The organism is Micromonospora sp. NPDC049662 (genome assembly GCF_040675055.1).
Classification (GTDB): domain Bacteria; phylum Actinomycetota; class Actinomycetes; order Mycobacteriales; family Micromonosporaceae; genus Micromonospora.
Map to the genome: position 1 here is coordinate 35829 of NZ_JBFAOC010000013.1, position 13103 is coordinate 48931.

General features: G+C 71.7%; 14 protein-coding genes. 4 read left to right on the forward strand and 10 right to left on the reverse strand.

Annotated elements, in window-relative coordinates; translation table 11 throughout:
* Position 1 precedes the first annotated feature (1 nt).
* Genes AB0J36_RS12940 through AB0J36_RS12955 form a run of 4 tightly spaced genes read right to left on the reverse strand, consistent with a single transcriptional unit; the run spans position 2 to position 2200 of the window.
* Positions 2-559 (reverse strand): beta-ketoacyl synthase chain length factor, encoded by a 558-nt coding sequence (locus AB0J36_RS12940; protein ID WP_357125198.1) that lies wholly within the window; start codon positions 557-559, stop codon positions 2-4.
* Positions 556-1671, reverse strand: a complete 1116-nt coding sequence (locus AB0J36_RS12945; RefSeq protein WP_357125195.1) for a beta-ketoacyl synthase N-terminal-like domain-containing protein — start codon at positions 1669-1671, stop codon at positions 556-558. The genes AB0J36_RS12940 and AB0J36_RS12945 overlap by 4 nt, the downstream gene beginning before the upstream one ends.
* Complete coding sequence (locus tag AB0J36_RS12950; RefSeq protein WP_357125192.1) at positions 1668-1910, reverse strand: hypothetical protein; 243 nt, start codon at positions 1908-1910, stop codon at positions 1668-1670. Before AB0J36_RS12950 ends, AB0J36_RS12945 begins: the two co-directional genes overlap by 4 nt.
* Before the next feature lie 2 nt (positions 1911-1912).
* Positions 1913-2200: an acyl carrier protein gene (locus tag AB0J36_RS12955; protein ID WP_357125188.1), complete on the reverse strand. Its 288-nt coding sequence runs from the start codon at positions 2198-2200 to the stop codon at positions 1913-1915.
* 15 nt (positions 2201-2215) lie between these two features.
* Here AB0J36_RS12955 and AB0J36_RS12960 point away from each other — a divergent pair, with 15 nt between their 5' ends.
* The gene (locus tag AB0J36_RS12960) at positions 2216-2845 is read left to right on the forward strand and encodes a 4'-phosphopantetheinyl transferase superfamily protein (protein ID WP_357392596.1); all 630 of its coding nucleotides are present in this window, start codon (positions 2216-2218) and stop codon (positions 2843-2845) included.
* 43 nt (positions 2846-2888) lie between these two features.
* Here AB0J36_RS12960 and AB0J36_RS12965 read toward each other — a convergent pair whose 3' ends face one another.
* Entirely contained in the window at positions 2889-4313 is a 1425-nt protein-coding gene (locus tag AB0J36_RS12965; protein ID WP_357125706.1) for a class I adenylate-forming enzyme family protein, read from the reverse strand.
* A gap of 164 nt (positions 4314-4477) precedes the next feature.
* Here AB0J36_RS12965 and AB0J36_RS12970 point away from each other — a divergent pair, with 164 nt between their 5' ends.
* The 3 genes from AB0J36_RS12970 to AB0J36_RS12980 all read left to right on the forward strand — a co-directional run bounded on the left by AB0J36_RS12970 (position 4478) and on the right by AB0J36_RS12980 (position 8704).
* The gene (locus AB0J36_RS12970; RefSeq protein ID WP_357392597.1) at positions 4478-5668 is read left to right on the forward strand and encodes an MFS transporter; all 1191 of its coding nucleotides are present in this window, start codon (positions 4478-4480) and stop codon (positions 5666-5668) included.
* Positions 5669-5714: 46 nt separating this feature from the next.
* Complete coding sequence (locus AB0J36_RS12975; RefSeq protein WP_357169045.1) at positions 5715-7007, forward strand: MFS transporter; 1293 nt, start codon at positions 5715-5717, stop codon at positions 7005-7007.
* Between the two features lie 83 nt (positions 7008-7090).
* Positions 7091-8704: an FAD-dependent oxidoreductase gene (locus AB0J36_RS12980; protein WP_357392598.1), complete on the forward strand. Its 1614-nt coding sequence runs from the start codon at positions 7091-7093 to the stop codon at positions 8702-8704.
* A 74-nt stretch (positions 8705-8778) separates the two neighbouring features.
* Here AB0J36_RS12980 and AB0J36_RS12985 read toward each other — a convergent pair whose 3' ends face one another.
* From AB0J36_RS12985 to iolB, 5 genes are all read right to left on the reverse strand, one after another.
* On the reverse strand, positions 8779-9471 hold the full coding sequence (locus tag AB0J36_RS12985) for a type 1 glutamine amidotransferase domain-containing protein (protein ID WP_357125173.1): 693 nt from the start codon (positions 9469-9471) through the stop codon (positions 8779-8781).
* Between the two features lie 74 nt (positions 9472-9545).
* A complete protein-coding gene (locus tag AB0J36_RS12990; RefSeq protein WP_357125170.1) occupies positions 9546-9980 on the reverse strand; it encodes a VOC family protein in 435 nt (144 codons plus the stop codon).
* 116 nt (positions 9981-10096) lie between these two features.
* Complete coding sequence (locus tag AB0J36_RS12995) at positions 10097-10561, reverse strand: hypothetical protein (protein WP_357125167.1); 465 nt, start codon at positions 10559-10561, stop codon at positions 10097-10099.
* A 138-nt stretch (positions 10562-10699) separates the two neighbouring features.
* Positions 10700-12217, reverse strand: coding sequence for an RICIN domain-containing protein (locus tag AB0J36_RS13000; protein ID WP_357392599.1), 1518 nt, complete (start codon positions 12215-12217; stop codon positions 10700-10702).
* Between the two features lie 44 nt (positions 12218-12261).
* A complete protein-coding gene (iolB, locus tag AB0J36_RS13005) occupies positions 12262-13086 on the reverse strand; it encodes a 5-deoxy-glucuronate isomerase (protein ID WP_357125703.1) in 825 nt (274 codons plus the stop codon).
* Between the last annotated feature and the right edge of the window lie 17 nt (positions 13087-13103).

Genomic DNA, 13103 nt, shown 5'->3' on the forward strand with positions numbered 1-13103 from the left:
GTCAACCGCCTTGTCCGCCGCCGGTCGGCGGCCTGGTCATCTCGTGGTCCGGCGTGAGCAGCAGGGCGGTCGCGCCGGTGGGCTGGGCCGGGTCGGTGTCGTGCTCGACGACGATCACCAGCGCCTCCGCCGCGTCCCCGTCGGCGAACAGGCCCTCCGCCACCGCCCGGCCCTCGCCGAACGGATCGCCGCTCGGGCTGAGCGACACGACCGGTCCGGTCAGGGCCCACTCGGTGGCGACGTGGCCGAGGACCGAGTTCGGCACGGATTGGAAGAAGTACATCGGCGACACCCGCCGGCCACCGTCCACCTCCCCGGCGATGGCCGCCGCGGTGGCCTGGTCGGCGTACGCGCTGACCAGGACGACGGCGGTCGGCCCGTGGGCACCCGCGCCGGCGCGCCGTCGCAGGCAGCGGCTGGCGACGGCCACGACGAGCGGGGGGAACGGCGAGGCGACGAACCCGCGGACCGCGGGTGGCCGGCCGGCGTCGCCGGGCTCGGGCCACGCCGCGCGGGCCAGCTCACGGACCGCGCCTGAAGCGGTGTCGAGGCCGGTCACACCGCCCCCAGCACCAGAGCGGTGTTGGCGCCACCGAACGCGAAGTTGCAGCTCAGGGCGTACCGGCCGACCATCGGGCCGGGCTCGCGCACCACCCGTACCGGGCACTGCGGGTCCGCCTCGATAAAGCCGGCATTGACCGGCAACCGGCCGGCGTCGAGGGCCAGCGCGGTGACCGCGAACTCCAGCAGGCCGGACGCCTCCAGGGCATGCCCGTGCACGGACTTGGTCGAGCTCACCGCCACCGACTCGACCGCCGTGCCGAGGCCGACGCGCAACGCGCTGCTCTCGGCCGCGTCGGCACGTGTCGTGCCGGTGCCGTTGGCGTTAACGTACGCCAACTCCTGCGGCGTCACGCCGGCCCGGGCCAGGCCGGCGCGGATGGCCGAGCCCATCCCGGCGCCACCCGGATCGGGCTGGCAGACGTGGTAGGCGTCGCCGGCCCGGGCCCAGCCGGCCAGCCGGGACCGCACCCGACCGCCCCGTCCCTGGGCGGCGGCCGCCGACTCCAGCACCACGGCGACGACCGCGTCGCCCAGCAGCATGCCGCGCCGGCCGTTGCTGAACGGGCGGACGGCGCCGTCGTCGGCCAGGGCCCGGCCGGCGTCGAAGAGGGCCTGGTGGTCGGCGTCGACGAGGAAGCCCCCGGCGACCACGGCCCGCTCGCACCGACCCCGGGCGATCATCGAGGCGGCCTCGGCCAGCGCGGTGCTGCCCGCCACACACGCCGACGTGTAGACCCGCGCGACGCCGCCGAGGCCGGTTCGCCGGGCCACGGTGGCGGCCAACACGGCCGGCCCGTTGCCCGATCCTCCGGCGCGGACCACGCTGGTGCCCGTGCCGGTAGCGAAGTACAGCGCGCACTCGCCGCGCCGGTGTGCCAACCCGGCGTCGTCGCAGGCGTCCGCCACGACGGCGACCACCTCGGCGGCCAGGTCTTCGGTGTCGGCGAGGGTGGCCGCCGCTCGTACCCGGCTACGGCCCGGGTCGAAGCGACGGACCTCGCCGAACGCGGGCTTCCCGGCCAGCACCGCCGCCAGCAGCGGCGCGGGGCCGCGGCCGTGGGCCGTCAGGAGGCCCAGTCCGGTGACCACGACAGTCGAGCGGGTCACTCCGACTCCGCCGCCGTCAGGGTAAGACGACTGAGGATCTCCGCCGCACCGGTCACCGTGGACATCGCCGCCAGCTCGTCGTCGTCGAGGTCGAGGTCGAGGCCGTAGCGCCGCTCTATCTCGTAGACCAGCCGGGCGAGCTCCAGCGAGTCGATGCGCTCACGCGAGGCGTCGACACTCCGGTAGCCCACGTCGGCGAGGATCGACAGGATCTCGTCGCGGCGATCGCTGTCGCCCACCCTCACTCCGCCGAGGTGGCCGGTGCGACGGGGGCGCTCCGCGCTGGCTCCGCGCGCCCGGCCACCTCGGCGGCGAACCGGTCGAGCGTGTAGTCGGCCAGCTTCTCCAACTCCTCGTCGGTGAACTTGACGCCGAAGGTGTCCTCGACGCGGACCGCGAGTTCGGCGACGGCCAGCGACTCCAGGTCCAGCCCGGCGGGGCCGAGCACCGTGTCGCCGGTGACGTCGTCGACGTCGTAGTTCATCTGGGCCAGCGCATCGACGATGGACTGGCGAACCTCATCTGACATTGCTTGACTCCTCCCATGGAATGGGTCGTGGTGCGGATTGCGACGATCACCGGCGACCCCAGGGGCCGGGCGTCGGAGCATCTGGTCAGCACCGCTGCCGACCTGCTCGGCGTGCCGGCCGCCAACGTTGGCGTGGCACGGGACCAGACCGGCCGGCCGAGGCTCACCGGCGCGGCACGCGGGCTGCACGCGAGCATCAGCCACGGGCGCGGCGTGGTGGCGGTGGCCGTCTCCGCGGTGACTCCGGTCGGCGTGGACGTCGAGCGCGAACGCGCGCTGCCCGGCGCGGCGTTGGCTCGACGCTGGATGGCGCCGGCCGACGCCGACTGGCTGACCGACCAGCCGGAGGCGCTGCACACCAGCGCGTTCCTCTGGCTGTGGACCCAGAAGGAGGCCATCGGCAAGGCGCGCGGCACCGGCCTGCGCGGCGGCGGCCTGCGGCAGCCGCTGGTGCTGCCGCCAGTCTGGCCGGATCCGCCGGGGTCGCTGCCGCTGCGCCCCGTGCCCGGTAGCCGGGCCGGGGTGGCCTGCGGCACCCTCCCCGAGGGCCTGGTGCTGGCCGTCGCCGGACAGGACCGACCGGACCAGGGCGACACCGGTGGCATCCGACTGCTCGTCGACCCACCGGAGGCGCCCGCGTCATGACGGCCGGTCGGCCGCCGCGCCACCCACGTCCCGTCCCGGGGCATCATGACGACGTCGGCTCGGCCGACGCCCGACGCAACACGGCGACGTCGCGGACCAGCTTGCCGCTGGACGTACGCGGCAGCCGTTCCAGGATCTGCCACCGCAGCGGTCGCTTGTACGGGGCCAGGACGTCCTCCAACGCGGCGTCCAGCTCACGGCCGGTCAACGGCTGGTCGACGGCCGTGTACGCCTCGATGGCGCCGCCGTCGAACGTCACGACCACCTCGGTGACGCCGGGCAGGTCGAGGATGGCCTGTTCGACTTCGGTGAGGTCGACCTTGAGGCCCCCGATGGACACCTGCGAGTCGAGGCGACCGCGGATCGTGACCAGCCCCGTGGCGGGGTCGAGCGTGGCGGCGTCACGGGTGCGTAGCCAGCCGTCGGACCAGCGACTCTCGTCGACGAGCCCCACGTACGGGGTGACCGGCCGACGGACCTGCAGCTCACCGTCGACGACCCGTACGTCGATCCCGGGCGCCGGGCGTACGCCGGGCCGGTGCGCGCCGAACAGGTCGGTGGCGATGACGCCGACCTCGGTCATCCCGTACATGTTGCCCAACACGGTGTCGTAGCACTCCGCGAAGCGCTCGGGAACGCCGGGCCGGACCAGCTCGCCCGCCGTGGTCATCCGTACGAACTGCGGCAACGGCCCGGCGGGACGGCCGGCCATCAGCATTTCGAGGTGGACGGGCACGCCGATCACCGTGGTCGGCGTGGAGTCCCCCGCGATGACGCCCAGCACGCCGCCCACCGTCATCCGCTCCGGCAGCGTGAGCGTGACGCGGGCGTGCAGGGCGTAGAGCAGGCCGCCGACCAGGCCGAGCACGTGCGCCATCGACGCGAGCAGCACGAGCCGCTCGCCGGGGCGGGGCACGCCGTCGGTGAGCGTGTAGCGCTCGATCTCGGCGACGAGGTCGTCGACGGTGCGGCCGATGACCTTCGACGGGCCGGTGGACCCGGAGCTCAGCTGGATGAGGGCGTGCGGCGTCGACGCCGGCCGACCGGCCGGGCGTGCGATGACCGTCTCGTCGACGGTCACGAAGCCGCGCAGGGGCGGGAGCACGGCGTCGACGGGTTGGACGAGGAACTGCGCGCCGACCCGTTCGAGCGCCCGCTCGACCTCGCCGCGCGAGAGCCGGTGGTCGAGCAGCGTCACCTGGGCCCCGATCCGCCAGGCGGCGAGCAGGTTGGCCACGTACGCCAGCGAGGAGGGCAGTCGCAGCGCTATCGCGCCGCCCGGACGCAGCCCGGCGTCGGTGAGCCGGGCCTGCCGGGAGGCCACCTCGGCGCGCAGCTGCGCCCGCGTGATCGGCATGCCGAGGACGAGGCAGGTCTCGTTGCCCGGCCCGGCCAGCAGGACGTCGTCGACCCAGCCCGTGCCGTGCGCGGGCAGATCGTGCCGGACAGCCGCCAGCGGCGAATCTATAGTGGACACAAGGCCTCCACGCTGCTCGAACGGCGGGCCGGCTCGACTCGACGGGTATGTACGTGCCGAACGGAGGAGTTTCCTCATCTGATGACATCCCGGTTCGATGAATTATATCGGCGCGGTCTCCACCGTCAAGCGCCCACCGGACGGTGGCCCCGACGGTGACGCCCCAGGTGTCGCCGTCCAGGGCCAGGGCCGTCCTCGTCACGCTCTCCCTGGCCGCGTTCGCGTTCGTCACGACCGAGCTGCTGCCGGTCGGCCTGCTGACCCACATCGCGGTCGACCTCGACCGGTCCCACTCGCGGGTGGGTCTGCTGGTCAGCGGGTACGCCGTCGTGGTCGTGCTGGCGTCCGTCCCGCTGGCCCGGCTGACCCGGCGAATCCCCCGTCGACACCTGCTCGGCGTGACGATGTTCCTGTTCGCCGCCGCGAACGGCACCGCCGCGCTCGCGCACACGTACGCCATGCTGGCCGGCGCCCGGCTCGTGACCGCCGTGGCCCAGGCGCTGTTCTGGTCCATCGCCACGGCGACGGTGATCGGGCCCTTCCCCCTCGCGGTGCGGGGCCGGGTGGTGGCGCTGTTCGGGGCCGGAGTGACGCTCGCGCCGGTGCTCGGCGTACCCCTCGGCACCTGGATCGGTCAGCAGGCAGGTTGGCGCGCGTCGTTCGCGGCGCTGGCGGGGATCGGTCTGGTGATCGCCACCGCGGTGCTCGTCCTGGTGCCCACGTACCCGCCGGAGGCTGGCGGCGCGGCCCGGGGCACCGCACCGGACGGGCGGCGCTTCGCCGTGCTACTGACCGCCACCGCCCTCGGCGTCGGCGGCTTCCTGACCCTGCAGACCTACATCGCACCGTTCCTGCTGGACGTCAGCGGCTTCACCGACGCGGCCCTGACGCCGCTGCTGTTCACCGCCGGTGTCGCGGCCGTCGTCGGCACCCTGCTCTCGGCCCGGACCCTGGACGCCCGGCCGATCGCCTCGCTGCTGACGCCGCTGGGCATCGGTACGGCCGCGCTGTTCGGCATGTACGGACTCGGCGTGCTCCGACCCGGCGCGGTCGCGTTCCTCGCCGGGCTCGGCCTCGCCTACGCGGCGTTCGCGTCCGCCGTGCAGAACCGGATGCTGCACCTGGCTCCCGGCAGCACCGACATCGCGTCGGCCGGCGTCAGCACCGCCTTCAACGTCGGCATCGCCGGCGGATCGCTGCTCGGCGGCGCCCTCCTGCCCACGTCGGGAGCGCGCGTGCTCGCGCTCGTCGGTGGACTGCTGACGCTGGCCGCGCTCCTGCTGCTCGCCCAGGACGCGAGGACATCCGCCCGGTCCGACAAACGTCAGAAACTGTCAACTGGCTGACGTCAGGATGTCCGCGCACGACATCCCTGCGCGAGGACAAGGCTCCATGACCACGTCAGAGAACAGCACCCGGCTCCAGCCGGCGCATCCCGACGTCCACGGCGATCCGGACGAACCCCAGCAGAACGCTCCAGCGCAGCGGGCTACCGCCGCTCGGCCCGGTCCCCGCCCGGCACTGACCCTCCTCGCGCTGGCGCTGGGCACCTTCGCCATCGGCACCGGCGAGTTCGGCAGCAACGGGATCCTGCAACTCTTCGCCGCGGACCTGGGCGCGTCCATCCCGGTCGCGACGTACGCGATCAGCGCCTACGCCTTCGGCGTCATGATCGGCTCACCGGCGATCACGCTTCTCGCGGCGCGCGCCAACCGCCGTACCCTCCTGCTGGGTCTGATCACGTTGTTCCTGGTCGGCAACGTCCTGTCCGGCCTGGCCCCGAACATCGCGACCCTCGTCGTCTTCCGCTTCATCACGGGAAGCGTGCAGGGCGCGTTCTTCGGCGCGGGGGCGGTCGTCGCCGCGTACGTCTACGGTCCCGGCAAGGGTGGCCGGGCCTTCGCCACCGTGATGGGCGGCCTGACGGTGGCCACCATCCTCGGGTCGCCGCTCGGCACCCTCGTCGGCCAGCAGGCCGGGTGGCGGGCGACCTACTGGACCGTGGTCGGCCTGGGGCTGCTGGCCGGCGCGGCGCTCCTGGGGTGGCTGCCGCGCACCGACGACCTGCACGGCGGCGCGGTGGCGCACGAACTCGCCGCCCTCCGGCGACGCGAGGTCTGGCTCATGGTCGCGGTCGCGGCCCTCGGCATCTCCAGCATCTTCGCCGTCTACACCTTCATCGGGCCGTTCGTCACCGACGCGGCACGGGAGAGCACGTCGCTGATTCCGGTCGCCCTGGCCGTCTTCGGCCTCGGCATGGCGTTCGGGAACTACTTCGGCGGTCGCGCCGCCGACCACGACGGCAGCCGACCGCTGATCTACGGGTTCAGCTACGTCCTCGTGCTGCTCGTGGCCATCGGGCTCGCCGGCCGGGAGATTCTGATCCTCATGCCGGCGCTGTTCGGCGTCGGCGCGACCATGATGTTCGCCATTCCCGCCATCCAGGTACGGCTGACCCAGTTCGCACCCGACGCGCCGACCCTGATGGGCGCGCTCAACCTGGCCGCCCTCAACCTCGCCAACTCGCTCGGCGCGATCGGCGGCGCCGTCGCCCTCGGCGTCGGCTGGGGAACCCTCTCCACGGTGTGGGCGGGATTCGTCCTCACCAGCGCCGGCCTGGTCCTCTACCTCACCACCGTCGGTCGGCCCCGGCGAACCGTCGCGGCCGCGACGCCCCGGCCATGAATACGGCCCGAGGTGAGTGACACGACGCGGCGAACTCAGTGCCGATCCACTCCTCGTCAACACGGGGCACCTACCGTTCGACTGTGAGCATCCGAGACGCCGACGGTCCTGTCCTCGACGCGGAGCAGTTCGACCGCCTCGCCAGCTACGGCGCCGAGGAGGAGGTGCGTCAGGGCCAACATCTGTACGCCGCCGGGGACAGCACCTACGACTTCTTCCTGCTGCGTACGGCGACCGCCGAGGCGGTCCGCAACGCGACGGCGCTGGAGCCCGAACGGCTGATCTACCGGCGTGGACCGGGCGAGTTCCTCGGCGAACTGAGCCTGCTGACCGGGCAGCAGGTGTTCCTCACGGTCCGCGTCGTGACGGCCGGTACGGTTGTCCGGATCACCGCCCCCGAGCTGCGCCGAGTGCTCGCCGACCAGGTCGACATCGCCGACGTGCTGATCGAGACCTTCCGGGCCCGGCGCGAGCTCATGCGCGGCGTGGCCGGCAACGCCCTGGAGATCGTCGGTCGGCCGCACGTGGCCGAGTCGCTGGAGCTGCGGACGTACGTGAACCAGATGCTCCTCCCGCACACCTGGCTCGACGCGGCGTCGCTGCCCGGGCGGGCGCTCCTGCGGGCGGAGGACGTCGGCGCGGACGACCTTCCGGTCGCGGTCACCAGCAACCGCGTACTGCGTCGCGCCACTCCCGGCACGGTCGCCGAGGCCCTCGGTCTGACCTACGTCGCCACGGCGCGCGACCCCGACCTGGTCGTGGTCGGCGCCGGGCCGGCCGGGCTGGCCGCGGCGGTGTACGCCGCCTCCGAGGGTCTCGTCACGGTGCTGCTGGACGGCACCGGCCTGGGCGGCCAGGCGGCCAAGAGCGCGCGCATCGAGAACTACCTCGGCTTCCCCGAGGGGGTCAGCGGCGAGCAGTTGGCCCGGCTGGCGATGCTCCAGGCGCTGAAGTTCGGCGTTCAGATCTACGCGCCGTGCGCGGTGGTCGGCCTCGACGTCTCCGACCAGAGGCGTCCGGTCGTGGAATTGGCGGACGGCACCCGGATCGGGACGTCCGCGGTCATCGCGGCCACCGGAGCGCGGTACCGACGCCTCGACATCGAGCGGTGGGCGGAGTTCGAGCAGAGCGGCTGCGTCCGGTACGCGGCTACCGAACTGGACGTGCGTGGGTACGAGTCCCAGCCGGTCGCCGTGCTGGGCGGCGCCAATTCGGCCGGGCAGGCCGCGCTCTCCCTGGCCGCGCGCGGCTGCTCCGTACACCTGGTGGTGCGCGCGGCCGACCTCGGAGCCAAGATGTCGGCGTACCTGACCGACCGGATCCGGGCCGATCCCAGGATCACCGTCCACACCGGCAGCACCCTGCGGGAGCTGCACGGAGAGGACACCCTGACGGCGATCGTCGTGGCGAAGGAGGGTGATCCCACGCGGTTGGACTGTCGAGGGCTGTTCTGCTTCATCGGCGCCGAACCGGAGTCCGGATGGATGACGGGCATCGCGACGGACGACAGCGGTTTCGTGCTGACCGACAGCCGACTGCCTCCCGGCACGCACGACGCGCCGCTGCCGTTCCAGACCAGCTCCGCGCGCGTCTTCGCGGTGGGCGACATCCGCTCCGGCTCCACCAAGCGGGTGGCGACCGCCGTCGGGGAGGGGGCCGGTGCGGTCTCCGCGGTGCACACCGTGCGGTCCCGCTGACTTCGCCGGCGGCGTTGCCACCCGACGACGCCGTCCGGCGGGCGGTGGCACCCGCCGGACGGAGGTCACGGCTGCTACCCGTCGCTACGGCCCACCAGGGACATCAACTGATCCGCCGCCGGCCCTGAGGACGCCGGGTTCTGGCCCGTGACGAGCAACCCGTCGCTCACCACGTACGGCTCGAAGTTGCCCGCCCCGGAGAAGTCGGCGCCCTTCGCGACCAGCTCGTCCTCGACGAGGAAGGGCACGACCTTCGTCAGGCCCATGTACTCCTCCTCGCTGTCGGTGAAGCCGGTGACCCGCCGGCCGGCCACCAGAGGCTCGCCGTCGGGCGTCACGCAGTGCCGCAACACCCCCGGGGCGTGGCACACCAGCGCGATCGGCTTGCCCGCCGCGACGACCTGCTCGATCAGCCTGATCGACGTGTCGTCCTCGGCGAGGTCCCACAGGGGTCCGTGGCCGCCCGGGTAGAAGACGGTGTCGTAGTCCGCGACGGCGACCGAGTCGAGCCGTACCGTCGCCCCCAGCTGGCGTTCCGCCTCGGCGTCCGCGGTGAACCGGCGGGTCTGGTCGGTCTGGAAGTCCGGCTCGTCGCTCTTCGGGTCCAGCGGCGCCCGTCCGCCCTGCGGCGAGGCGAGCGTCACCTCCCAGCCGGCGTCCCGGAAGCGGTAGTAGGGCGTGGCCAGCTCCTCCAGCCAGAACCCGGTCTTGCGGCCGGTGTCACCGAGCTGGTCGTGCGAGGTCAACACCATCAGAACCTTGGTCATGTTCCACTCCTTGAATCATCGGGCCGGCACCGCCCCGTCCGTCGCGTCGGCGGTCATACCCACGGTCCGGCGGCTCAGACGCCGAAGGCGACAACTTCGAGCTGGATGTTGTCGATGTCCCGGAAGACGACGGTCGAGTAGCGGAACGGCTCCCTCGCGGTCTGGATGCCGGAGTGCGCGACGCCCAGGCTGTCGAGCCAGGCGGACCAGGCCTCAAGCCCCTCGCGCGTCTCGACGTTGAGGGAGAAATGGTCGAGGCCGGTACGGACCTCGTTGAACTCCTCGCCCCGGTTGCCCTCGTTGTGGTGCAGACCGATGGAGAAGCCGGTACGCGGATCGATGACCAGCTCGGCGTACCCGGTCCACTCCCGCCCGTAGTGCGGGAGCTTGCCGTCCGCGGGCGTGGCCTGGAAGACCTTCTGGTACCAGGCCACGCTGGCCTCGAGGTTTCGGACGGTGAAAGCGACGTGGTGCACGCCGCTGAACGACGGTGGGGTGACGTCGGCCATGAGGGCTCCTTTGTGCGGTGCGAAAAACGCTGCACCTGGAGTTGTAGGCAACGCCAGTTGAGGAGCACTTGACAGGAGCTGGACAACCGCCGGGCGAACCGCCGACCCGCACCGGCTCAGACGTCGGCCTGCGCGTCGCAGAGCACGTCGATGTGCACGATCCTGGACGTGCCGTCGCGCACCGCCTGCTGTTGGCTGCTGTTCAGGTCGTCATCGAGGTAGGCCACCGCCTTGGTCCGGTCCCGGATCTCGTACACCGTCACCCGACAGGCACCGGTGTCCGCGTCGCTGCCCTCGCCGGTGGCCAGGTAGTCGTAGAACAGGTACGACAGGTCCGTACCACCCGGGCTCAGGGTGAGGCCGGGCGCGGTGACCACCGGAACCTCGTCGCCGGCCGGCCCGAGATAGGACTGACCCTCGCCGTTCGAGTACGTGGTCTTGACCAGCGTGAATCCCTCGACCCGTATGTGGTCGGCGTATCGCTGCGTCTCATTGCCGTCGCCACAACCGGCAGCCGTGACGGCCACCAACGCGGCCGTCAGCGCGTACCGGGCCCGGCGGGACACCGACGTCAGGAACACGTGCACACTCCCGGGTGAGGACCGGCCGATCGGCCGTCCGATGATAGCGCCCGACGACCGTGGCGCAGGTCGTCGCGACGGCACGCACCCCCGGCTCCGGTCGACAGCTCGGAGCCGGGGGTGCTGCCGGGTGGGTTGTCAGACGGTCGTCCGCGTCCACTGTTGGTTGGTGCCGTTGTTGCAGGTGTATTGCTTGATGATGGTGCCGTCGGTGGTCGAGGCGGCGGGGACGTCGAGGCATTTGCCGCTGTGGCGGGCGCGGAGTTGGAAGTAGCTGCCGTTGGTGATCATCTGGAATTGTTGGTTGGTGCCGGTGCCGCAGGTGTACTGGATCAGGTCGGCGTTGTCGGCGGTGGAGGCGCCGACGATGTCGAGGCATTTACCGCTGTTTTTGCTGACGATGCGCCAGTAGCCGCTGCCGGCGTCCTGGAACTGCCACTGTTGCGCGGGGCTGCCCGTGTAGGGGTATTGGGCGATGCGGGTGCCGTTGTCGGCGGCCGGCGCTTGGACGGTCATCGTCTTGCCGCTGTGTCGGGCGTCGAGGCGGTAGGTGGTGCCGGTGCTCGGTGGTGGCGTGGTGGGATCGCCACCGACGGTGTCGCCCCAGGCGTAGCGCAGCCGGTCGGCGCCGGAGGTGTTGCGAACGGTGAGGTTGAGGTCGGTGCCGCCGCCGCTGAGCGCGTACATCGAGTACCAGTCGTAGCCGATGCTGCCGGGTTTGCCGCCCAGGGCGGGCCAGTAGGTGCCGCCCATCTGGTTGTCCCGCATGACCTGGGCCATGGCCCGGATGTACCGCACGAAGTTGTCGGTGCTGTTCGGGTCGGCGTAGTTACGGCCGTCGTTCATGGGCGCGCCGAACTCGGTCGCGACCGCCCGGGAGGCGCAGGAGCCCAGGCGGGTCTGGATGTGGCTGCGGAACGCGTCGTACGTCATCGCGCCGTAGAAGAACGCGTAGTAGTGGAACGACAGCAGCGTGCCGCTGAACCGACTGTCGGTACACAGATCCCGCAGATCCTGACTGAACCCGGTACCCCCGATCAGCACCCGCCCGGGCGGGGCCGCCGAGTGCGCGGTGAGCCAGTTCGCCGCCACGGTCCGCCACTCGGCCGAGGAGTAGCCGTGCGGCTCGTTCATCGGCTCGAAGTACACGTTCGGATTCGATGCGTACGCCGTGATCACCGTGGACCACATCGCGTTCCACGCCCCCAGGTTCGTGATCCGCCCGCCCGAGGCCGCCCCGTCCTCCCAATACGCCAGGATCACCTTGAACCCCCGAGCGGTCGCCGCGTCGATCGCCCCCCGGTACGCCTCCCACCACGCGGTGCCGACGGTGTGCGTGTTGACCGGCAACCGAACGGTGTTCACCCCCAACGTGGCGGCCATGTCGTCATACAACGAGGTGGCCTTGGCCCGCACCGTCGCGTTGCTGTCCGACATACTCAGACCCTGCACCACCAACGGACCGGTGCTGAAGTTGTCCCCCAACACCGCCCAGTTCATCCCCCGAAACTGACTCGTCGCGGCGGCGGCCGGCGCGGACACCACCACCACCCCACCCACCAGCGCCGTCAACGCGGCCACCAGCGCGACCAGGAGTCGGCGCGGCGACCGGGTGCTCCGCGATACGTGGCCGTGGAACAGTCTGCTCCGCTTCATGACGTGTCCAATCAACGTGGGAAGAGAATCGGCGTTTTCCATCGCTACAGGCCCAAGCTGCGCAGGGTCGGTACGGTCTGGCCCACCCAGGCGAGCGCGGCGTCTTCGCGGGCGCCCTGGGTGCGCTGGGTGCCGGCCAGGAACCACAGGAAATAGGTGGTGTAGCCGGGCGCGCTGACCACGGTGTGGTACCCCTCGGGCATCATCTGCATCACGTGCTCGCGGATGGTGACGTTCTCCTCGTACCCGTCGTCGGTATAGACCCGGCTGATACCGAACCCGTCCGCCGGGTTGACGCGGTAGTAGTACATCTCCTCGTGCGCGGCCTCGGCGGGCAGGTCGTCGATTCTGTGCCGGTGAGGCGGGTAGGTGCTCCAGTTGCCCGAGGGCGTGTAGGTTTCGCCGACGATGAGCCGGCGGGCGGGCAGGTCCGGCTGCGAGATCTCGGTGAGGATCTGGTGGTAGGTACGGCCGAAGTTGGCCGCTCCCCAGCGTCCGCTGACGACCTGTTCCGGCGCGATGACATAGGGGTCGGTGCTCAGCTCGCTGGGGGCGCTGGGGAGGGCGATCTCCACGTCGGTGACCGCCTCGACTGTCACCGAGGAGCCGGCCGGGAGGTAGACCGAGTGCGGCTTGCCGGAGAAGACGTCCGGACGCCCACCGACCTGTGGGAAGTGGCGGCCGGCGACGGTGAAGCTGGCCGTGCCACCGAGGATGACGGCCAGGATCTCCCGGTCACCGGACTCGCCGGTCCAGGACTCGCCGGCCGACAGCCGCAGCAGGGTGAAGTCCAGCAGCCGGCAGGGATTGAAGGGCAGCGTGTTCCGGCCGTCGACGGCGGGGATGGCGCAGTGGTAGCGGTAGTCCATGGTCACCTTTCGAAGGA